This window comes from Pseudoxanthomonas sp. OG2 (assembly GCF_014192765.1).
Taxonomy (GTDB): Bacteria; Pseudomonadota; Gammaproteobacteria; order Xanthomonadales; family Xanthomonadaceae; genus Pseudoxanthomonas_A; species Pseudoxanthomonas_A beigongshangi.
The window spans coordinates 2408750-2428912 of record NZ_JACHYM010000001.1; the positions used below are offsets into that span (position 1 = coordinate 2408750).

Below are 20163 nucleotides of genomic sequence, written 5' to 3' on the forward strand. Positions count from 1 at the left end.
GCGGAGAATCCCATGGCACGCTTCTTCATCGACCGACCCATCTTCGCGTGGGTCATCGCCATCATCATCATGCTCGCCGGCGGCCTGGCCCTGTTCAAGCTGCCGGTCTCGATGTATCCCAACGTCGCGCCGCCGGCGGTGGAAATCAGCGCGACCTATCCGGGCGCCTCGGCCAAGGTGGTCGAGGATTCGGTGACCCAGATCATCGAGCAGAACATGAAGGGCCTGGACGGGCTGATCTATTTCTCGTCCAACAGCTCCGCCAACGGCATGGCGACGATTACCCTGACCTTCGAGAGCGGGACCAACCCGGACATCGCCCAGGTGCAGGTGCAGAACAAGCTGCAGCTGGCGATGCCGCTGCTGCCGCAGGAAGTGCAGCGGCAGGGCATCAACGTGGCCAAGTCCAGCTCGGGCTTCCTCAACGTACTCGCCTTCGTCTCCGAAGACGGCAGCATGGACGAGAACGACATCGCCGACTATGTCGGCTCCAATGTCGTCGACCAGCTCAGCCGCGTGCCGGGCGTCGGCAACATCCAGGTGTTCGGCGGCAAGTACGCCATGCGCATCTGGCTGGATCCGAACAAGCTGCACACCTACAACCTCTCGGTACCGGAGGTGGTCGCCGCGATCCGGGCGCAGAACGCGCAGGTCGCCATCGGCCAGCTAGGCGGCGCGCCGGCGGTGAAGGGCCAGCAGCTAAACGCCACTATCAACGCGCAGTCGCGCCTGCAGACGCCCGAGCAGTTCCGCGACATCGTCGTGCGCAGCGCGCAGGACGGATCGGAACTGCGCCTGAGCGACGTGGCCCGGGTCGAGCTGGGTGCCGAGTCCTACGACTTCATCACCCGCTACAACGGCCAGCCGGCCAGCGGTCTGGCGATCACCCTGGCTACCGGCGCCAACGCGCTGGACACCGCCGCCGGCGTGCAGAAGACCCTCGACGAACTCACCCCGTTCTTCCCGGCGGGCCTGAAGGCCGAGACGCCGTACGACACCACCCCGTTCGTGCGGGTGTCCATCAAGGGCGTGGTGAAGACCCTGCTCGAAGCGATCGTGCTGGTGTTCGTGGTGATGTACCTGTTCCTGCAGAACTTCCGCGCCACCCTGATTCCCACCATCGCCGTGCCGGTGGTGCTGCTGGGTACCTTCGGCGTGCTGGCCGCGCTGGGCTTCTCGGTGAACATGCTGACGATGTTCGCGATGGTGCTGGCAATCGGCCTGCTGGTCGACGATGCCATCGTGGTGGTGGAGAACGTCGAGCGCATCATGTCCGAGGAAGGACTGTCGCCGCTGGAGGCCACCCGCAAGTCGATGGGCCAGATCACCGGCGCGCTGGTCGGCATCGGCCTGGTGCTGTCGGCGGTGTTCGTGCCGATGGCGTTCATGAGCGGCTCCACCGGCGTGATCTACCGCCAGTTCTCCGCCACCATCGTGTCGGCGATGGCGCTGTCGGTGCTGGTCGCGATCGTGCTGACCCCGGCGCTGTGCGCGACCCTGCTCAAGCCGCTGAAGAAGGGCGAGCATCATGTCGCCCACCGCGGCCTGGCCGGTCGCTTCTTCAACGCATTCAACCGCGGCTTCGATCGTTCCAGCGAAAGCTACCAGCGCGGCGTGCGTGGCATCCTGGCGCGGCCGTGGCGCTTCATGGGCATCGTGCTGGGCATGTTCGTGCTGATGGGCGTGCTGTTCGTGCGCCTGCCCAGCGCGTTCCTGCCCAACGAGGACCAGGGCGTGCTGATGGCGCTGGTGCAGGCGCCGGTGGGCGCCACCCAGGAGCGCACGATGGAATCGATCCAGGCGCTGGAGAACCACTTCCTGGAAAACGAGAAGGGCGCGGTGGAGTCGGTGTTCTCGGTGCAGGGCTTCAGCTTCGCCGGCATGGGCCAGAACGCGGGCATGGCCTTCGTCAAGCTCAAGGATTGGGGCGAGCGCGGCACCGAGGAGGGCGTGATGCCGGTGACCGGCCGTGCGATGGCCGCGCTCGGCGGGATCAAGGACGCCTTCATCTTCGCGTTCCCGCCGCCAGCGATTCCGGAACTGGGCACCGCCTCGGGTTACACCTTCTTCCTGAAGGACAACGGCGGGCAGGGCCACGAAGCCCTGCTGGCCGCGCGCAACCAATTGCTCGGCATGGCCGCCGAAAGCGGCAAGCTGGCCAACGTGCGTCCGAACGGACAGGAGGACACGCCGCAGTTCCGCATCGACATCGATGTGGCCAAGGCCAGCGCGCAGGGCCTGTCGATCGAGCAGATCAACAGCACCCTGGCGACCGCCTGGGGCAGCCAGTACATCGACGACTTCGTCGACCGCGGCCGGGTCAAGCGCGTGTTCGTGCAGGCCGACCAGCCGTTCCGCATGGTGCCGGAGGATTTCGATCTGTGGTCGGTGAAGAATGCAGAGGGCCGGATGGTGCCGTTCAGCGCGTTCGCCTCCAAGCACTGGGACTACGGCTCGCCGCGCCTGGAACGCTACAACGGCGTGTCGGCGATGGAAATCCAGGGTGAACCGGCGCCCGGCGTGGCCTCGGGCGACGCGATGGCCGAAATAGAACGCCTGGCCGCGCAATTGCCACCGGGCTTCGGCATCGAATGGACCGCGCTGTCGTACCAGGAGCGCCAGGCCGGCGCGCAGACGCCACTGCTGTACACGCTGTCGCTGATGATCGTGTTCCTGTGCCTGGCCGCGATGTATGAGAGCTGGAGCGTGCCGACCGCGGTGTTGCTGGTCGCGCCGCTGGGCATCCTCGGCGCGGTGCTGGCCAACACCTTCCGTGGCATGGAGCGCGACGTCTACTTCCAGGTGGCGATGCTGACCACGGTGGGCCTGACCAGCAAGAACGCCATCCTGATCGTGGAGTTCGCCAAGGAGAACCTGGAGCGGGGCATCGGCCTCATCGAAGCCACCATGAACGCGGTCCGCGATCGCCTGCGCCCGATCATCATGACTTCGCTGGCGTTCGGCCTTGGCGTGCTGCCGCTGGCCATCGCGGCGGGCGCGGGCTCCGGCGCACAGCGGGCGATCGGCACCGGCGTGCTCGGCGGCATGATCGTGGGCACCGTGCTGGGCGTGTTCTTCGTGCCGCTGTTCTTCGTGGTGGTGCAGCGCGTCTTCAGTCGCAAGAAGGCCGCCGCGAATGTCGGAAACGCGGAGATCCAGGGAGAAACCCATGCATAAGCATTCGACCGCCGGCCTGGCGCTGGCGATGGTCCTGGTGCTGTCCGGCTGCGCGACGCTCGCGCCGCGCGGCAGCGAAGTGACCCCGTCGATTCCGGCGCAATGGCCGGCGTCGCTCGCGGCCGGCGATGCCTCGCCGGCCCGGGCCGTGGCCGATGTCGCCGACATCGGCTGGCGCGAGTTCTTCCCGGATCCGCGCCTGCAAACGCTGATCACCCAGTCGCTGGACAACAACCGCGACCTGCGCGTGGCCGCGTTGAACGTGGTGCGCGCCCGCGCGCAGTACCGCATCCAGCGCGCCGACCGCATGCCTTCGTTCAACGTGCAGGGACAGATGACCCGCAGCGGCGGCGACGTCCCGGTCAGCGAACAGTTCAGCGCCAATCTCGGCGTGGCCGAGTTCGAGCTGGATCTGTTCGGCCGCGTGCGCAATCTGAGCGACGCCGCGCTGCAGAAGTATTTCGCCGAGACCGAGAACCGGCGCGGGGCGCAGCTGACGCTGGTGGCGGAAGTCGCCAACGCCTGGCTGACCCTGGGCGCGGATCGGGAACAACTGCGGATCGCCCAGGCCACCCTGGCCGCGCATGAGGACTCGTTGCGCCTGATCGAGGCACGCCACCAGCGCGGCGGCTCGTCCGCGCTCGACGTGAGCCAGGCCCGCACCCTGGTCGAAACCGCGCGCACCGACGTGGCGCGCTTCACCGGCCAGGTCGCGCAGGATCGCAACGCGCTGGTGCTGCTGGCGGGGGGCCCGGTCGAGGAAGATCTGCTGCCGCAGGACAACCTCGCCGACATCGCCGCACTGCGGCCGCTGCCGGCCGGCCTGCCGGGCGATGTGCTGCTGCGACGCCCGGACGTGATGGCCGCCGAGCATGTGTTGCTGTCGGCGAATGCGAATGTCGGCGCCGCGCGCGCGGCGTTCTTTCCTTCCATCCAGCTGACCGGCGCCATCGGCTCGGCCTCGACCGAATTGTCCGGCCTGTTCGACGGCGGCACCCGCGCGTGGAGTTTCATCCCCCGGATCACCCTGCCGATCTTCCAGGGCGGGCGGCTGCGCGCGAACCTGGGCATGGCTACCGCCGATCAGGACATCGCCCTGGCCCAGTACGAAAAGGCGATCCAGTCCGGTTTCCGCGAAGTCGCCGACGCGCTGGCGCTGAGCGAAAGCCTGGACGGGCAACTGGCCTCGCAGCGCGCATTGGTATCCGCCACCGAACAGGCCGAGCGCCTGTCGCAGGCGCGCTACGACGCCGGCCTGGACAGCTTCCTCACCCTGCTCGACGCGCGCCGCGCCGCCTACGGCGCCCGCCAGACGCTGGTGAACACCCGGCTGGCCCAGCAATCCAATCAGGTCGCGCTGTACAAGGTGCTGGGTGGTGGCTGGCGCGAGGGCGGCCTGGCGCACATCCGACCGCAGCAGTGAGTCGAAAGCGGCCTGACAGGCGCCAGCCTGATCCTCCCGCGGAAGGCGTTCAGTAGCGCGCCGCGGTCAGCGGCGCATCCGCCCACTGCCAGGCCGCGGCTTGCCGGCGCGAAGTCTCGCGCGCGGCATCGGCCTGGCCGAGTTTGGCCTGCGCCTGTGCCAGGCCGAACAGCGACCAGCCATTATCGGGATAGGTCTTCAGATCCTGGCCGAAGGCTTCCGCGGCACCTTGGGCGTCGCCGGTTTCGAGCAGTGCGGCGCCCAGATAGAGCCGTGCCGGCAGTGGCCAGTCGGCAGGTTCGTTGTAGGCCAGGGCGTCCTCGGCGGCGACAGCCTCGCGCAACGCGGCGATGCTATCCGCGGTCTTGCCCTGTGCACGCAGCAGCTCCCCGCGCAGCAGGGCGTCAGCGACCCGCAACACGCCATCGGCGTGGTTGATGTCGAAGAAGCTCACCTTCGTCATTGCCGGATCGATGGCGAGCGCGTGCAGGGCATCGGCCTCGCGCACGGCATCGGCCGGCGCGCCCTTGCGCAGGTGCGCCATGCCGCGCGCGAAGTGCCGGATGGCGGCCAGGTAGGGTGGCTCCGGCGATGTGCTGGCGTCGGCCAGGATCGCATCCCAGTCACCAAAACGGACCCGCGTGAGCAGGGGCGTGGCCACGAACTGCTGCATGAACTCCATCGGCGCCTGTCCCATCGCGGCGCGATCCGCGCGACTGGCGGTTTGTTCCGCCGCCTGCAGCGCCAAGGTGCGGGATCCGGTCAGGCCCGTGGTCATGGTGGCGAAATGCCAGTTGTGCGGCACATAGCCCAACGGGTAGACGCCGTTGCTGCCGCGGCACACCGCCAGGAAATCCTTGTCCGCGGTGGTCGCGGCGAAATTGGTCAGGGTCGCATCTTGGTAGCGGCCGACGCGGATGTAGATGTGTGCGGGCATGTGCACCAGGTGGCCCGAGCCGGGCGCCAGCGCGGCCAGCGCATCGGCGTAGCGTTCGGCACGCTGCGGCGCGGGCGAGGCTTCGACGGCATGGATGTAGTAGTGCATCGCGCCGATATGGCGCGGATTGCGCGCCAGTACCCGTTCCAGTTCGCCGAGCAGGCGCGGGGTGAATTCCGTGGGTGTGCCGTCGGTGTTCCAGTATGCCCAGGGCGACAGATCCATCAGCGCTTCCGCGTACAGGGTCGCCGCGTCGTCGTCGTCGGGAAACTGCGCGACCACCCGCGCCATCGCGTCGGCATAGGCGCGATCCAGCGGCTTGCGATCCTCCGGCGCCGGATCGGCGTAACGTGCCTGCAAGGCTTGGATCAGCGCGCGATCGGCCGGGCGTGCCGAACCGGCGAGGTGCGCGGCGCGCGCGGCGAGGGCCGTGGCGTCCTTCGCCTGCTCGGGAGCCATCGGCAGGTTGATGTTCGGCCCCAGCACCAGCGCCTGGCCCCACACGCACATCGCGCATTGCGGATCGAGCCGCGCCGCCTCGGCGAATGCGCGTCCGGCCGCCTCATGGTTGAAGCCGTAGGCCATGCGCAGACCCTGGTCGAAGTAGCGTTGCGCCGCGGGCACGCGGGTGGCCACGTCGCGATGCAGATCGCCGAAGGTGTCGAACAGGGGCAGGGCTGCGGAGGCGCGGGGCGCGGGCGCGGCCTCGGTGGCCGCCTCGCGGGTTGAATCGCAGCCGGCCAGCAACAGCGTCGCCAGCAGCGGCAGGAGCAAGGAACGACGGATCATCGCGGTCTCCCCAGGCGGTGTACAAGTCACCAACGGCGTCAGTGAGCCGAAAGCGGACAGGACAGCCAGGCAGGTCGGGGGAACCAGGAGAAGATGGGTTGCGCCAAGGGTGCTGCCAGAGTCCGCAGGCATTGCCACAGGCTGGGCGTTTGCGTCCGGTCGGCGTCCCTGCCGCCGAGGGCTGGGAGAAAATGGCGCGCCCGGAGGGATTCGAACCCCCGACCAATGGCTTCGGAAGCCACTACTCTATCCGGCTGAGCTACGGGCGCGCAGACGGCATAGCTTACCCGAACCCAGCGCGCAGCCCAATGGCCGGTGGCGGAACGCGTGAAATCCCGGGGCCGTGCAACGCGGGGACGGCGGTCCGCTGTCCCCGGGGCGGTAAGATCGGCCGATGGCCCCGCCGGCCAGGATGCAGGCGGGCGCCATCGCCTCCACCGACATGCGCCGAAGATGGGCTACGAACGTTTTGAAGCTTCCCCGACGCCGCGCTGGCGCGAGCGTCTGGGCCAATACTGGAAACTGACCCGCGGCGATCGGCCGATCGGCGTGCTGTTGCTGCTGTGGCCGACCTGGTGGGCGCTGTGGCTGGCGGCCGGCGGCACGCCGCCGTGGTGGATCCTGTTCGTGTTCACCGCCGGCGTCTGGCTCACCCGTTCGGCCGGTTGCGTGATCAACGACTACGCCGACCGCTGGCTGGATCCGCATGTCGAGCGCACCAAGGGGCGACCGCTGGCGACCGGCGCGGTGAGCGGTCGCGAGGCGCTGATGGTGTTCGCGGTGCTGATGATCGCCGCATTCGCGCTGGTGCTGACGATGAACGCGCTGACCATCGGCATGAGCGTCGTCGGGCTGTTCCTGGCGGCCAGCTATCCCTATCTCAAGCGCTACACGCATCTGCCGCAGGTGTACCTGGGCATGGCGTTCGGCTGGGGCATCCCGATGGCGTTCGCGGCCGTACAGGGCGAAGTGCCGCCGATTGGCTGGGTGCTGTATGGCGCGAACATCCTGTGGTCGACCGCCTACGACACCTGGTACGCGATGGTCGATCGCGACGACGACATCCGCATGGGTTCCAGATCCACCGCGATCCTGTTCGGCGATCTGGATCTGGTCATCCAGGGCGTGCTGTACGCGCTGGTGTTCCTGGCATTGGCGCTGGTCGGTCGACAGGCGGATCTGGGACTCTGGTACTGGGCCGGGCTGGGCGTGGCGGTCCTGCTGGTGGCCTACGAATTCTTCATCGCGCGCCACCGCGAGCGCGGGCCGTGTTTCCGCGCATTCCTGCACAACAATTGGGTGGGCGCGGCGGTGTTCGCGGGCATCGCGCTGCACTTCGCGCTAGGCAGCGGCTAGGGCGACGCGTCGAAGGTGGGGTCACCGCCTCCGGCGCGGGCGGGCGGGATCAGCCCACGGATTGGAGGCGCTTGAGCCGGAACGCGACGATCAGCTGCAATACGCCGTAGATCAACGCACCCACGGCGATCCACACCGCGATGGTGATCATTCCGATGCCCGGCCGCGCCAGGAAAAGCACGCCCAGCAGCATCGCCAGCACGCCGCTGAGCGCCAGCAACCACTCGCCATTGATCAGCTTGCGTACCTGGATGGCGAACACGATGCGGGCGATGCCGGCGATGATCAGCCAGATGGCCAGCAGCCACAGCATCGTTTCGGCCATCTGCGCCGGCTGGGTGATGGCCAGCACGCCGAAGCCGATGGATATCAATGCATAGAGAATCAGCAGCCAGTTCGGCAATGCGATGTCCTTGCGGAAAATGCTGAGCAGGCTGACGATGCCATCGGCCAGCGACAGCACGCCGAACGCCAGCACCAATGCCAGCACCGAGCGGCCGGGCCACAACAAGGTGACCACGCCGAATACCAGCGCCAGCACGCCATAGAGCAGGAACACCCACCAGCCACGTGCGGCATTCGCCAACAGATTGCTGCCCATTTCCTTCTCCTTTCCGGGAAAGCCGGGCCACGAATACGCCCGGTGCGGGAAGGCGTCAAGTCGTGGCTTCCGTCCCGCAGGGAAACTGTGGGCGGCCCGGTCCGGATCAGGGCTTGGCGCGATACGGCACGTAGGTTGCGCTGGCGAGCTTCCAGTGGCCGCCGTCGCGGCGGAATTCGAATACCGTGCGCAACTGCTTCTGCTGCTCGGCGCCCTGGATGCGCAGCTTCGCGGTGTTCAAGGCGATGAGTCGCGCGTGATCGCCGTCGACGTGGACCTGTGGTTCGCCCAGGCTCGCCGACACCGGCTCCACGCCCTTGGTCAGCATCTGTTCGCGGGCCTGCGGCGCATAGAAGCCCAGTACCTCGTCGCGCGTATCGACATCGCCCACCGGCGAGACCTCCACGTAGTCCGATGCCAGCACCCTGTCCAGCGCGGGAACGTCGAAACGAATCTGGGCATCGAGCACCGACTGGGCCAATGCGCGCAACGTGGCGTCGTCATCGGCGGCGAAGGTGGCGGTGGACGTCACGCACAGCGACAGGCCAAGCAACAGCGGGCGAACCTTCATGGAGGGAAACTCCCGGGGATGTCCCGCGGAATGTGCGCCACCGCGTGCGTCCGCGCACCTGCCGGAAGTCCGGTCACGGCACGCGCGCGCAGACCCAGGCATCGACCCGCGCGACCCCGGCTCGCCGCAGCGCGGTGGCGGCGGCATGCAGGGTCTGTCCGGTCGTCATCACGTCATCGACCAGGGCCACGTGGTCCGGCAGCTTCGCGGCGTCTGCCGCCTGGAAGGCCCCGCGCAGGTTGCGGCAACGTCCGTGGACATCCAATTCGGACTGCGGCGCGGTATTGCGAACCCGCCGCAGCGCTCCGGGCAGCAGCGGCAGATCCAGCCGCCGCGCCAGCGGCCGGGCCAGCTCCAGCGCCTGGTCATAGCCCCGTTGGCGCAGGCGATCGCGGTGCAGTGGCACCGGCACCAGCGCGTCCGGCCTGGGCTGTGCGGCCAGCGACGCGGCCATCAGCCCGGCCAGCAGTCGCCCCGCCGCCAGATCGCGGTGGAATTTCAGCCGGGGCAGCAGCCGGTCGAGCGGAGCCGCGTACAGGAATACCGCGTGGGTCGCTTCCAGCGGCGGTGGCCGACGCAGGCATTGGCCGCACCGGCCGGGTGTCGGCAGCGGCAGCGCGCAACGGTCGCAGGCGGTTTGGTTCCATGGAAGGGAATCGAGGCAGATGGGGCACAAATCAACGCCGTTGCCGCCATTTTCGCGGCAAACGAGGCAGCGAGGAGGGAGCAGGGCATGGCCCAGCGAGGTCAGCCAGTTGTCAACTTTCATCGCGTCCTTGCGGTTGACAGGGTGGGGCGGGATTTCCAGACTGACCGACTTTATCCCCGCGAGCCTGCGATGTCCGCTCACATTGAAACGCCCGAACTCCGCCATGACTGGCAGCGCGAGGAGCTGCTGGCCCTGTTCGATCTGCCCTTTCCGGAATTGCTGTTCCGGGCGGCGACGGCGCATCGCGCCCATTTCGACCCGGCCGAGGTGCAGGTCTCGACCCTGCTGTCGGTGAAGACCGGCGGTTGCCCGGAGGACTGCGCCTACTGTCCGCAGGCGCAGCGCTACGACACCGGCGTGAACGCGCAGAAGCTGATGGAAACCGATGAGGTGCTGGCCAGGGCGCGCCAGGCCAAGGCCGCCGGCGCCTCGCGGTTCTGCATGGGCGCGGCCTGGCGTTCGCCGAAGGATCGCGACATCCCGAAGGTCGCCGAGATGATCCGCGAGGTGAAAGCGCTGGGACTGGAGACCTGCGCGACCCTGGGCATGCTCAGCGGCCCGCAGGCCAGCGCGCTGAGGGACGCCGGGCTGGACTACTACAACCACAACCTGGATACCGCGCCGGAGTTCTACGGCGACATCATCCGCACCCGCGAATACCAGGATCGCCTGGACACCCTGGCGCACGTGCGCGATGCCGGCATGAAGACCTGCTGCGGCGGCATCGTCGGCATGGGCGAATCGCGCGACCAGCGCGCCGGCCTGCTGCAGGCGCTGGCCAACCTGCCGGCGCATCCGGATTCGGTGCCTATCAACCGGCTGGTGCAGGTGGCGGGTACGCCGCTGCACGGCACGGCGGAACTGGACCCGTTCGAGTTCGTGCGCACGATCGCGGTCGCGCGCATCGTGATGCCGCGTTCGATGGTGCGGCTGTCGGCGGGTCGCGAGGCGATGAGCGACGAGTTGCAGGCGCTGTGCTTCAGCGCTGGCGCCAACTCGATCTTCTACGGCGAGAAACTGCTGACCACCGGCAACCCCGATACGGAGCGCGACCTTGCCCTGTTTGCCCGGCTGGGCCTGCGGCCGATGGCGGTACAGGTGGAAAATTTTGACGACAGTCACAGAAGTAATGTTACCGGCGGCGCTACGGTGCACGCCGACATCACCGCGCCGGCCGCCTGCTGCGACCACGCGGCGTAGTCGGTTGTGCTCAGGGGGAATCTGGCAAACAGGCACGGCGCCGCAACGGCGTCGTCGGCGTGCGTCGTGTTTCCGGCCGTGCGGCGCAATTGAGGAAATCCCTTCGCCGCTCCGATGCCAGGCTGCCGTCCGCCATGACCCGTCCCGATCTGCTTGAACGCGTCCAGAACCAGCGCAAGCTCCGCGCCGCGCAGGGACGCTCGCGCGTGCGCCGTACCGTCACCCGCCGCGACGGCGTGCGGGTGGAGGTCAATGGCCGCTGGCTGACCGAATTCGCCGGCAACGACTATCTGGGCCTGTCGCGGCAGTTCGAGGTGCAGAGCGCACTGCAGGACGCGGCCGGCCGCGAAGGCGCGGGCGCCGGTGCTTCCCATCTGATCACCGGGCACCACCTCGCCCACGAGGCACTGGAACAGGACGTCGCCGACTGGCTGGGCTATCCGCGCGGATTGCTGTTCGGCAGCGGCTTCCTGGCCAACCTCGCCGTCCAGCAGGCCTTGTTGGAGGATGGTGACGTGTGCGTGCAGGACCGGCTCAACCACGCCAGCCTGATCGACGCGACCCGCCTGGCGGGCTGCAAGCTGCGCCGCTACCCGCACCTGGATCCGGAAGGCGCGATGCGCCAGCTGCGGCAGGCGCCGGAAGGCGCGGCGATGCTGGTTACCGATGGCGTCTTCAGCATGGATGGCGATGTCGCACCGCTGCGCGCATTGAGTTTGGTGGCGCGGATGCAGCAGGCCCTGCTGTACGTGGACGACGCGCACGGCGTGGGCGTGCGCGGCCCGGATGGGCGCGGCAGCGTCGCCGAGGCGCGGATGGGCGTGGACGAGGTGCCGCTGCAACTGGTGACGCTGGGCAAGGCGCTGGGCGGCTACGGCGCGGTGGTGGTGGGCAGCGAAACGTTGATCCAGCACCTCGCGGAAACCGCGCGACCGTACATCTACACCACGGCGCTGCCGCCGGCGCTGGCCGCCGCCGCCCGGGTGGCGGTGCGGCATGCGCGCCGGGATCACTGGCGCCGGGAGAAGCTGCAAGGCCTGGTGGACCGTTTCCGCACCGCCGCGCAGGGGCGCGGGCTGGAGCTGATGGCTTCGGACACGCCGATCCAGCCGGTGCTGTGCGGCAACGAGGCCAATGCGCTGGCACTGTCCTCGGCGCTGGAAAGCGCCGGCTTCTGGGTGCCGGCGATCCGGCCGCCGACCGTGCCGGAAGGCAAGGCGCGCTTGCGTGTCACCCTGTCGGCGCTGCACGCGCCGCAGGACGTGGACCAACTGGTCGATGTGCTGGCGCGTTCGTGGGAAGCGGTGCGCCGCATCCGCAACGTCGGCACCTGAACCCGCGGTGGCCGCCCGCGCGGCCGCCGTTCCCGAATCGGCGACAATGGGCGCCGTCTTTTCCCGTCGGTTGCGCCGGCGGCTTCCAGCTCCGTAACGCATGCATATCGAAGTCGTGGGCCACGGCCCTTCGCTGGTTCTGATTCATGGCTGGGCCCTGCACGGCGGCGTGTTCGCGCCGCTGGTCGAACGCCTGGCGGATCGCTGCACCCTGCATCTGGTCGATCTGCCGGGCCACGGCCACAGCCGGGAGTCGGCCACGCCGCTGGAACTGCAGGCATGCGCGACGGAAATCCTCGCGCGCACGCCGCCGGCGATCTGGCTGGGCTGGTCGCTGGGTGGCCTGTTCGCGATGCAGGCGGCGGTATCGTCGCCGCAGGTGCTGGGGCTGGCGCTGATCGCCGCGACCCCGCGCTTCGTGCGTGACGCGGACTGGCCGCACGCGGTCGAGTCCACGGTGTTCCACCAGTTCGGCGAGGAACTGCGGCGCGACTATCGCGGCACGCTGGAACGCTTCCTGGCGCTGGACACGATCGGTTCCGAACATGCGCGCGAGGAACTGCGCACGCTCAAGCAGACCTTGTACGCGCGCGGCGAGCCCGCGCCGGAAGCGTTGCAGCAGGGCCTGCGGTTGCTCGAACAGGTCGATCTGCGCGATGCGCTTGCCGGCCTGGCGATGCCCAGCCTGTGGATCTCCGGCCGCCGCGACCGGCTGGTGTCGGCGGCGGGCATGCGCGACGCCGCGGCGCTGGCGCCGTGGGGCCTGCACGTGGACATCGCCGGTGGGGGGCATGCGCCCTTCCTCGGCCATGCCGATCAGGTCGCCCGCGAGTTGATCGACTTCCTCTCCGCCGTCGGCCACGCGTCCGCCGGCTCCAGGACATGACCCGTCCAGGTCATTCCCCGCACCCGATTACAATCCGAAGATGAGTTCCCAGTTCGATCACCGCCACATCCGTCGCGCCTTCTCGCGCTCGGCCGCCGGCTACGACGCCGTCGCCGTGCTCCAGCACGAAGTCGAGAAACGCCTGCTGGAATCGCTGGACTATCTGGGCGAGCGCGCGCCGAAGCTGGCGGTCGACGTGGGCAGTGGGCCGGGCCATGCTGCCGCGGCGATGCACAAGCGCTGGCCGAAGGCGCAGGTGGTGGCACTGGACCTGGCGCTGCCGATGCTGCGCGAGGCGAAGAAGCAGGCGGGCTGGTGGAAACCTTTCGCGCGCGTATGCGCCGACGCGCGCGCGCTGCCGCTGGCCGAGGGCAGCGTCGACGTGCTGTTCTCCAACCTGTGCCTGCAATGGGTGGAGGATCTGCCGGCGGTGTTCGCCGGATTCCGCCGCGTGCTCAGGCCGGGCGGGTTGCTGTTGTGCTCGACGTTCGGTCCGGATACGTTGCAGGAACTGCGCGACGCCTTCGCCCACGCCGACGACACGCCGCACGTCAGCCGCTTCACCCCGATCGCGCAGTTCGGTGACGCCTTGATGATGTCGGGCTTCCGCGATCCGGTGCTGGATCGGGATCGCTTCACCCTGACCTATGCGGACCTGCCGGCGTTGATGCGCGAACTGCGCGCGATGGGCGCGACCAACGCGATGAGTGCGCGCCGCCACACCCTGACCGGCCGCCGCCGCTTCGCCGCCGCCAGCGCGGCGTACGAACCGCTGCGTGGCGCCGACGGCAAGCTGCCCAGCACCTGGGAAGTCATCTACGCCCACGCCTGGGCACCGGAACCCGGAGCGCCGATCCGCGGGCAGGGCGAGGAAATCGCCAGCGTGCCGGTGTCGCGGATTCCGATCCGCCGACGCGGGGAGTAGCGCTGGCGGATTGCGCCCACGGTGTCGGGTGAGGCGCATGGCGGATGCCGGTTTTTGCCGTCATGCACGGCATGGAGATGCGGCGCCTTCCCTGATCCCGCGCAAATCCCCGTCGCCCGCTGGCGCGGGCGCCCGCCCCCTTTTTTGCTTTCAACAGCCGAATGGCTGATCAAGGGGGCTCTCCAAGATTGCGTCCGAACCGAAGTACCCGCCGTTCCTCCCCCTTCTGCGAAGGGGGACCGAGGGGGATTTGCTGTTCGCTCTCGCCGAAACCAGCCGCGTACTACCGGCTCACCTGCGCTATCCAGTCCTGCAGGTTGTAGTAATTGGTGACCCGGGCAATCCGGTCATCGCGGATATCGAAGAACGCGCCGCCGGGCAGCACGTAGGCCTGTCCCTTGGCCGGTGGCAGGCCTTCGTCGGTGTTGAGGTATTCGCCATGCACCACGTACTCGGCGGCGGCACGATCGCCGTCCAGCGAAGCAAGTACCACGATGTCGCGTAACTTCTCGCGGTAGCTGGCGTTCATCCGGCCCAGGAACGCCGCGAAGGCTTCGCGTCCGGTTTCGCGCGCGCCCTGGTTGAGGTCGTGCACGACATCGTCGGCAAGCAGCGCCAGCATGCCGTCCCAGTCGCCCCGGTTGAAGGCCGCGTAGTAAGTCAGCACCAGTTCGGTGGCGCGATCCTGCCTGCGGTTGCCGTCGATCTTCATGGGCGTGGCCTCGTCCGGAGCAAACCCGGATGATACTCCCGGCATGCGTCCACGGCGCTCATCGTGATTGCGGCAGCCGATCGCGGTGGAAGAAGTACACCTCGGCCAGCAGGAAACGCCAGCGGGTGGTGAAGCTGCGGAAGCGGGTGGTCGGCGTGGGCGATCCCAGCGCGTCGATGCCCTGTTCGTGGCTGATGCGCAAAGCGCGCGCCATGTGCAGCGGATCGCTGACCACGATCGCGCTGCGCAGATCATGGGTCTGCATCAGCGCCGCGGCCTGGCGCAGGTTCTCATGGGTATTGCGGGACACCGATTCGATCAGGATGGCCCTGGCCGGCACGCCCTGGCGAATGGCGTAGCGGCGACCGACCTGCGATTCGGAAAAACGCGCACCGGAGCCGCCGTAGCCGCCGGTGAAGATTAGGGTCCTGGCCATGCCCCGCTTGTACAGATCGATGCCGTGGCGGATGCGCTCTTCGAACACCGGAGAAGGCTTGGCGTCGTAGGCGGCCGCGCCCAGCACGATGATGGCGTCGGCCGGGGCGGCCTGATCGCGCTGGCCCACCCAGCTGATGTAGCCGGCCACGCCGGCCAGCCACAGCAGCAGCAACATCAGCAGGCGCCACGTCCAGCCCCAGAATCCCCTGCGCCGCTTGCGGCGCGCCCCGCCCATGCTCACGCCGGCCCCCAGGGCAGGGCGTCGAGATCGACATTGCCGCCGGACAACACCAGCCCGACCCGTTGCCCGGCGAAGCGTCCGCGATGTTTCAGCAGCGCCGCCAAGACCAGCGCCGAGGAGGGTTCGACGACCAGCTTGAGACACTGCCAGAGCAGGCGCATCGCCGAGATCGTTTCCGCATCGTCGGCCACCAGCACCTGCACCCCGTGCTGGCGCAGGGCGGCGAAATTGGGTTCGCCGACGAGGGTGCGCAGGCCGTCGCAGATGGTGTCCGGCGTGAAAGCGTCCACGCGCCGACCGGCCACCAGCGAGCGCGCGGTGTCGTCGGCGCCGGTCGGTTCGGCCGCATAGATCCGGCAATCCGGTGCGACCCGCGCGGTGGCGATCGCGGTGCCGGTGCTCAGGCCGCCGCCGCCCACCGGAGTCATCACCGCGTCGAACGCGCCGTGGCTGTTGTGCAATTCCAGGATGGCGGTGCCCTGCCCCGCAATCACCGCCGGATGGGTGAACGGATGGATCAGCTGTGCGCCGGTTTCGGCCTGCACCCGCGCGCAGGCCGCCTCGCGCGCGGCCTGGGTGGGCGCGCAGCGATGGATGGTCGCGCCATAGCGCTGGATGGAAGCCAGCTTGGCGGCCACGGCGCCCTCGGGCACGACCACATGGCAGGGGATGCCGCGGGTGCGCGCGGCCAGCGCGAGGGCGCCGCCGTGGTTGCCGGAAGAATGGGTGACCACACCGCGCCGGGCGTCGGCTTCGGGCAGCGACCACACGGCATTGCAGGCGCCGCGGAACTTGAACGCGCCGCTGCGCTGCAACGGTTCGGCCTTGAAGAACAGGGAGCAGCCGGCCAGTTCGTCGAGTTCGCGCGAGTGCAGGACCGGCGTGGTGTGGGCGTGGGGCGCGATGCGCGCGGCGGCGGCCAGGATGTCGTCGAACGTGGGCAGGGTGTGCGGCATGGCAACAGGTTAACGCACCGCCCGGCCCGGCTGGATGGAGGGAACGGGCAACGGCAGGTAAAGCCCCCGGCCCGCGATGGCCAGGGTTAAGCACGGATTCAATCCGCCGGCCCGATGCTGGCAGTCGCTGGAAAAGTCAGGGGCCGCACATGAAACCAAGACTGCTGATCATCGCTGCGCTCGCCGCGGCCGCACTGAGCGGTTGCGCGACGTACGACCATGTCGGCGCCAGCGCGGCCGGAGGCTATTACCAGGGCCGCCCGGTGGTCCGTTATTACGACGCCTACGGCTATCCGGTATACGGCGGCTATTACGGCGGTTACTACAACCGGCCCTCCTACTACGGCCGTCAGCCGTATTACGGCTATTACGGTCCGTACTACCCCTATTACCCGCCGCCGGTGCATCGTCCGCGTCCGGGCCATGACCACGGCGGCTACCGGCCGCCGCCGGGCAGCGGTCCGGGCGGCAACCGTCCGGCGCCTTGGCGCGATCCGACCCGGGGCGCCTGGCGCGAGCACGGCCAGCAGCCGGCGGTCCCGGGCCAGCCGCCCCGACGGGTGAGTCCCGGCATGCCGCCGAGGGTCTCGCCAGGGGCTCCGCCCCGGGTCTCGCCGGGCGCGCCGTCGCGGCCGCAGTCGATGCCGCGCAGCATCAACGAGCGTCCGGCCGGGGCGCCGCGAATCCAGCCCCGCGGCGGACGGGTCCGGGTCATCGAGAACTGATCCAGGGGGGCAGGCCGCCGGCCGTCGGGCCGTTGGAACCGAAGTTGACCGGTTGCGTCGCTTTCTGACGTCACAGGCGATAAAGGTTCCATGTCGACGTCCGGTGGGGAGTTCTGGATCCCCCCTGTTCCGGTCCCTGCCGGGCGTCGGCGCCCCTTCAAACCCGGCTCCGGCCGGGTTTTTCATTGGCCGACGCGGTATCCTTCGCGCACAAAAAAGGGCCGGCAGTCCCCCGACTACCGGCCCCCGGCATCCCCGCTGTGCGCATGGCTGGCCCCTGTTCCAATCCCAGCCCACGCCCCTGTCGCTTGCCACATCGGGTGCCACGGGTATTTCGCAGGAAGCGTGCCAATCCGGCACCACCCGGCCCGGCGACTCCACCGCGAACGCCGGCCTCCCAGGCTGAACACGAACCATGAACCACGATTTCTACCGCTACGACGTCATCATCATCGGCGGCGGCCACGCCGGCACCGAGGCCGCGCTTGCCGCGGCCCGCGCCGGCGCGCGCACGCTGTTGCTGACCCACAACGTCGAGACCGTCGGCGCGATGAGCTGCAATCCGGCCATCGGCGGCATCGGCAAGGGTCACCTGGTCAAGGAAATCGACGCGCTGGGCGGGGTGATGGCATGGGCCGCCGACCGTGCCGGCATCCAGTGGCGCACCCTCAACGCGTCCAAGGGTCCGGCGGTGCGGGCGACCCGCTGCCAGGCCGACCGCGCGCTGTACCGTCGCGCCATCCGCAGCGCGGTGGAGGCCCAGCCCAACCTGACCGTGTTCCAGGCGGCGGTGGATGATTTGATCATCGAGAACGAAAGCGTGCGGGGTGCGGTCACCCAGACCGGGCTGCGTTTCCATGCACCCGCGGTGGTGCTGACCGCCGGCACCTTCCTGGCCGGCAAGATCCACGTCGGCGAGACCCAGTACGCCGCCGGCCGCGCCGGCGACCCGCCGGCCACCGCGCTGGCGCACAAGCTGCGCGAAGGCCGCTTCGTCGTCGATCGGCTGAAGACCGGCACGCCGCCGCGCATCGATGGCCGCACGCTGGACTACGCGGTGATGGAGGAACAGCCGGGTGACGATCCGATGCCGGTGATGTCCTTCATCGGCGACGTCGCCGATCATCCCGCGCAGGTGTCGTGCTGGATCACCCACACCAGCGAGCGCACCCACGAGATCATCCGCAACGCGCTGCACCGCTCGCCGCTGTACACCGGCCAGATCGAGGGCATCGGTCCGCGCTACTGCCCGTCCATCGAAGACAAGGTGGTGCGTTTCGCCGAGAAGGCCAGCCACCAGATCTTCGTCGAGCCGGAGGGCCTGGACGTCGTGGAGATCTACCCCAACGGTATTTCCACCTCGCTGCCGTTCGACGTGCAGCTGGATCTGGTGCGCAGCATCCGTGGCTTCGAGCAGGCCCACATCACCCGGGCCGGTTATGCCATCGAATACGACTTCTTCGACCCGCGCGGGCTGAAGTCCTCGCTGGAGACCAAGGCCGTCGCCGGCCTGTTCTTCGCCGGCCAGATCAACGGCACCACCGGTTACGAGGAAGCCGCCGCGCAGGGCCTGATCGCCGGCCTCAATGCCGCCCGTTTCGTGCAGCAGCGGGAGGCGTGGTCGCCGCGCCGCGACGAAGCCTATATCGGCGTGCTGATCGACGATCTGATCACCCACGGCACCAACGAGCCCTACCGCATGTTCACCAGCCGCGCCGAATACCGGCTGCAGCTGCGCGAGGACAACGCCGACCAGCGGCTGACCGGCGTCGGCCGCGAACTGGGCCTGGTCGACGACGCGCGCTGGGCGCGCTTCAGCGCCAAGCAGGAAGCGGTCGAGCGCGAGACCGCGCGCCTGCGCGCGCTATGGGCCACGCCGAACAACGCGCTGGGGCGCGAGCTGGAAGCGGTGCTGGGCGTGGCGGTGAGCCGCGAGACCAACGCGCTGGATCTGATCAAGCGTCCCGAACTGGACTACGCCAAGCTGATGCGGGTACCCGCGCTGGGACCGGCGGTCGACGACGCCAAGGTCGCCGAGCAAGTGGAAATCGGCGTCAAGTACGCCGGATACCTGGACCGCCAGCGCGAGGAAATCGAACGCCAGCAGCGCAACGAGTCCACCCCGATTCCGGCCGGTTTCGACTTCGCCGGCGTGCACGGCCTGTCGGCCGAGGTGCAGCAGAAACTGGCGCGCGTGCAGCCGCAGACCGTCGGCCAGGCCCAGCGCATCCCCGGCATGACCCCCGCCGCGATCTCGCTGCTGCTGGTGCATCTCACCCGCGCGCGGCGCGCGCAGGTGGCGTGAAGCACGAGGCTTGAACGCAAGCCGATATCGAACAGGAAACCACGTGACGCAAACGGAAACGGACATCCACCCCATTGCGCCGGAGAAACGGGCCGCCATCCTCGCAGCCCTGGCGGACATCGAACGAGAACACGATGTCCGGGTCGTGTTCGCCTGCGAATCCGGCAGCCGTGGCTGGGGGTTTTCGTCGCCGGACAGCGACTACGACGCGCGTTTCATCTATGTGCATCGCGCGGAGTGGTACCTGACCGTGAACGAGCGGACGCGTCCGGGGGCTCCCCAGCGGGATGTGATCGAGCTTCCGATTGACGGTGAACTGGACGTCAGCGGCTGGGATCTGCGCAAGGCACTGCGCCTGCTGTCCAAATGCAATCCCACGCTGTCCGAATGGCTGCGTTCGCCGATCGTCTATCTTGAGGACGGAAAGATCGTCGGAGGACTCCGCGAACTGGCGCAGAGCCACTATTCACGGCTTGCGGCGTGGCATCACTATCACAGCATGGCGAAGACCACTTTCCGTAGCCATTTGAGCGGCGATCGCATCCGCACGAAGAAGTATCTGTACGTCCTGCGCCCGATCCTGGCCTGCCTGTGGATCGAGAAGTCGGAGCAACCGCCGCCGATGGCCTTCGAGACCTTGCTGGATCAGCTGTTGCCGCATGGGCCGGTACGCGAGGCCATTGATGCGCTGTTGGTGGTGAAGCGGACCAGCGGCGAGATTGCCGATGGGCCGCGCGTTCCGGCGATCAGCGACTTCATCGAAATGCAACTGGAACGAATGGGGCGGGATGCTGTGCACCTGCCCGTGCGCGAGGCGGATGAAGAGCCACTCGACAGGTTTTTCCGCCAGGCAATCGGCTTCTCCGCGCGCTAGTGGC

Annotated in this window: 17 protein-coding genes and 1 tRNA gene; 10 read left to right on the forward strand and 8 right to left on the reverse strand. The window is 68.6% G+C overall.

Translation table 11 applies throughout. From position 1 onward, the window contains the following. Window positions 1–12: 12 nt before the first annotated feature. Window positions 13–3177 (forward strand): multidrug efflux RND transporter permease subunit SmeE, encoded by a 3165-nt coding sequence (gene smeE, locus FHW78_RS11020; protein ID WP_183640127.1) that lies wholly within the window; start codon window positions 13–15, stop codon window positions 3175–3177. After that, entirely contained in the window at window positions 3170–4600 is a 1431-nt protein-coding gene (locus FHW78_RS11025) for an efflux transporter outer membrane subunit (protein ID WP_183640130.1), read from the forward strand. Before smeE ends, FHW78_RS11025 begins: the two co-directional genes overlap by 8 nt. Before the next feature lie 49 nt (window positions 4601–4649). On the opposite strand, the gene FHW78_RS11030 is transcribed toward FHW78_RS11025, so the two are convergent. Both FHW78_RS11030 and FHW78_RS11035 read right to left on the reverse strand, forming a co-directional pair. Continuing rightward, window positions 4650–6326 carry a tetratricopeptide repeat protein gene (locus FHW78_RS11030; RefSeq protein ID WP_183640132.1) on the reverse strand — a complete coding sequence of 559 codons (1677 nt, stop codon included), beginning with the start codon at window positions 6324–6326 and terminating at the stop codon, window positions 4650–4652. A 192-nt stretch (window positions 6327–6518) separates the two neighbouring features. Next, window positions 6519–6595: transfer RNA gene (locus FHW78_RS11035), tRNA-Arg, on the reverse strand. 184 nt (window positions 6596–6779) lie between these two features. Here FHW78_RS11035 and ubiA point away from each other — a divergent pair. Then, window positions 6780–7682 carry a 4-hydroxybenzoate octaprenyltransferase gene (ubiA, locus tag FHW78_RS11040; RefSeq protein ID WP_183640135.1) on the forward strand — a complete coding sequence of 301 codons (903 nt, stop codon included), beginning with the start codon at window positions 6780–6782 and terminating at the stop codon, window positions 7680–7682. Between the two features lie 49 nt (window positions 7683–7731). On the opposite strand, the gene FHW78_RS11045 is transcribed toward ubiA, so the two are convergent. From FHW78_RS11045 to FHW78_RS11055, 3 genes are all read right to left on the reverse strand, one after another. Beyond that, entirely contained in the window at window positions 7732–8283 is a 552-nt protein-coding gene (locus tag FHW78_RS11045; RefSeq protein WP_183640137.1) for an HdeD family acid-resistance protein, read from the reverse strand. Window positions 8284–8389: 106 nt separating this feature from the next. Further along, a complete protein-coding gene (locus tag FHW78_RS11050) occupies window positions 8390–8854 on the reverse strand; it encodes a nuclear transport factor 2 family protein (RefSeq protein WP_183640140.1) in 465 nt (154 codons plus the stop codon). Between the two features lie 73 nt (window positions 8855–8927). Beyond that, window positions 8928–9623, reverse strand: a complete 696-nt coding sequence (locus FHW78_RS11055; RefSeq protein ID WP_183640142.1) for a ComF family protein — start codon at window positions 9621–9623, stop codon at window positions 8928–8930. Window positions 9624–9692: 69 nt separating this feature from the next. Between FHW78_RS11055 and bioB the strand changes: the two genes are divergently transcribed. From bioB to bioC, 4 genes are all read left to right on the forward strand, one after another. Next, window positions 9693–10763, forward strand: a complete 1071-nt coding sequence (gene bioB / locus FHW78_RS11060; RefSeq protein ID WP_183640145.1) for a biotin synthase BioB — start codon at window positions 9693–9695, stop codon at window positions 10761–10763. A gap of 134 nt (window positions 10764–10897) precedes the next feature. After that, window positions 10898–12097 carry an 8-amino-7-oxononanoate synthase gene (bioF, locus tag FHW78_RS11065; protein WP_183640147.1) on the forward strand — a complete coding sequence of 400 codons (1200 nt, stop codon included), beginning with the start codon at window positions 10898–10900 and terminating at the stop codon, window positions 12095–12097. Window positions 12098–12197: 100 nt separating this feature from the next. Then, complete coding sequence (gene bioH / locus FHW78_RS11070) at window positions 12198–12983, forward strand: pimeloyl-ACP methyl ester esterase BioH (RefSeq protein WP_183640150.1); 786 nt, start codon at window positions 12198–12200, stop codon at window positions 12981–12983. A 40-nt stretch (window positions 12984–13023) separates the two neighbouring features. After that, window positions 13024–13908 (forward strand): malonyl-ACP O-methyltransferase BioC, encoded by an 885-nt coding sequence (gene bioC / locus FHW78_RS11075; protein WP_183640153.1) that lies wholly within the window; start codon window positions 13024–13026, stop codon window positions 13906–13908. A 283-nt stretch (window positions 13909–14191) separates the two neighbouring features. Here the strand turns inward: bioC and FHW78_RS11080 are convergent, their stop codons facing one another. The 3 genes from FHW78_RS11080 to FHW78_RS11090 are packed head-to-tail and all read right to left on the reverse strand — an operon-like array spanning window position 14192 to window position 16255. After that, window positions 14192–14620: a ketosteroid isomerase-related protein gene (locus FHW78_RS11080; protein ID WP_183640155.1), complete on the reverse strand. Its 429-nt coding sequence runs from the start codon at window positions 14618–14620 to the stop codon at window positions 14192–14194. A gap of 58 nt (window positions 14621–14678) precedes the next feature. Further along, window positions 14679–15311, reverse strand: a complete 633-nt coding sequence (locus tag FHW78_RS11085; RefSeq protein WP_183641350.1) for a YdcF family protein — start codon at window positions 15309–15311, stop codon at window positions 14679–14681. Continuing rightward, window positions 15296–16255, reverse strand: coding sequence for a pyridoxal-phosphate dependent enzyme (locus FHW78_RS11090; protein WP_183640158.1), 960 nt, complete (start codon window positions 16253–16255; stop codon window positions 15296–15298). Before FHW78_RS11090 ends, FHW78_RS11085 begins: the two co-directional genes overlap by 16 nt. Window positions 16256–16404: 149 nt before the next feature. On the opposite strand from FHW78_RS11090, the gene FHW78_RS11095 reads away from it, so the two are divergent. The 3 genes from FHW78_RS11095 to FHW78_RS11105 all read left to right on the forward strand — a co-directional run bounded on the left by FHW78_RS11095 (window position 16405) and on the right by FHW78_RS11105 (window position 20159). After that, a complete protein-coding gene (locus FHW78_RS11095) occupies window positions 16405–16980 on the forward strand; it encodes a hypothetical protein (RefSeq protein WP_181444180.1) in 576 nt (191 codons plus the stop codon). 415 nt (window positions 16981–17395) lie between these two features. Beyond that, window positions 17396–19285: a tRNA uridine-5-carboxymethylaminomethyl(34) synthesis enzyme MnmG gene (gene mnmG / locus FHW78_RS11100; RefSeq protein WP_183640161.1), complete on the forward strand. Its 1890-nt coding sequence runs from the start codon at window positions 17396–17398 to the stop codon at window positions 19283–19285. A gap of 43 nt (window positions 19286–19328) precedes the next feature. Next, window positions 19329–20159 carry a nucleotidyltransferase domain-containing protein gene (locus tag FHW78_RS11105; protein ID WP_183640163.1) on the forward strand — a complete coding sequence of 277 codons (831 nt, stop codon included), beginning with the start codon at window positions 19329–19331 and terminating at the stop codon, window positions 20157–20159. The last annotated feature ends 4 nt before the right edge of the window (window positions 20160–20163 follow it).

What these genes read in the sequence shown, in the direction of transcription:
- bioB (WP_183640145.1), top strand. Translation starts at nt 9,693, where the DNA reads ATGTCCGCTCACATTGAAACGCCCGAACTCCGCCATGACTGGCAGCGC.
- FHW78_RS11090 (WP_183640158.1), bottom strand. Translation starts at nt 16,255, where the DNA reads ATGCCGCACACCCTGCCCACGTTCGACGACATCCTGGCCGCCGCCGCG.
- FHW78_RS11050 (WP_183640140.1), bottom strand. Translation starts at nt 8,854, where the DNA reads ATGAAGGTTCGCCCGCTGTTGCTTGGCCTGTCGCTGTGCGTGACGTCC.
- FHW78_RS11045 (WP_183640137.1), bottom strand. Translation starts at nt 8,283, where the DNA reads ATGGGCAGCAATCTGTTGGCGAATGCCGCACGTGGCTGGTGGGTGTTC.
- smeE (WP_183640127.1), top strand. Translation starts at nt 13, where the DNA reads ATGGCACGCTTCTTCATCGACCGACCCATCTTCGCGTGGGTCATCGCC.
- ubiA (WP_183640135.1), top strand. Translation starts at nt 6,780, where the DNA reads ATGGGCTACGAACGTTTTGAAGCTTCCCCGACGCCGCGCTGGCGCGAG.
- FHW78_RS11025 (WP_183640130.1), top strand. Translation starts at nt 3,170, where the DNA reads ATGCATAAGCATTCGACCGCCGGCCTGGCGCTGGCGATGGTCCTGGTG.
- FHW78_RS11095 (WP_181444180.1), top strand. Translation starts at nt 16,405, where the DNA reads ATGAAACCAAGACTGCTGATCATCGCTGCGCTCGCCGCGGCCGCACTG.
- bioC (WP_183640153.1), top strand. Translation starts at nt 13,024, where the DNA reads ATGAGTTCCCAGTTCGATCACCGCCACATCCGTCGCGCCTTCTCGCGC.
- mnmG (WP_183640161.1), top strand. Translation starts at nt 17,396, where the DNA reads ATGAACCACGATTTCTACCGCTACGACGTCATCATCATCGGCGGCGGC.
- bioH (WP_183640150.1), top strand. Translation starts at nt 12,198, where the DNA reads ATGCATATCGAAGTCGTGGGCCACGGCCCTTCGCTGGTTCTGATTCAT.
- FHW78_RS11080 (WP_183640155.1), bottom strand. Translation starts at nt 14,620, where the DNA reads ATGAAGATCGACGGCAACCGCAGGCAGGATCGCGCCACCGAACTGGTG.
- bioF (WP_183640147.1), top strand. Translation starts at nt 10,898, where the DNA reads ATGACCCGTCCCGATCTGCTTGAACGCGTCCAGAACCAGCGCAAGCTC.
- FHW78_RS11030 (WP_183640132.1), bottom strand. Translation starts at nt 6,326, where the DNA reads ATGATCCGTCGTTCCTTGCTCCTGCCGCTGCTGGCGACGCTGTTGCTG.
- FHW78_RS11055 (WP_183640142.1), bottom strand. Translation starts at nt 9,623, where the DNA reads ATGAAAGTTGACAACTGGCTGACCTCGCTGGGCCATGCCCTGCTCCCT.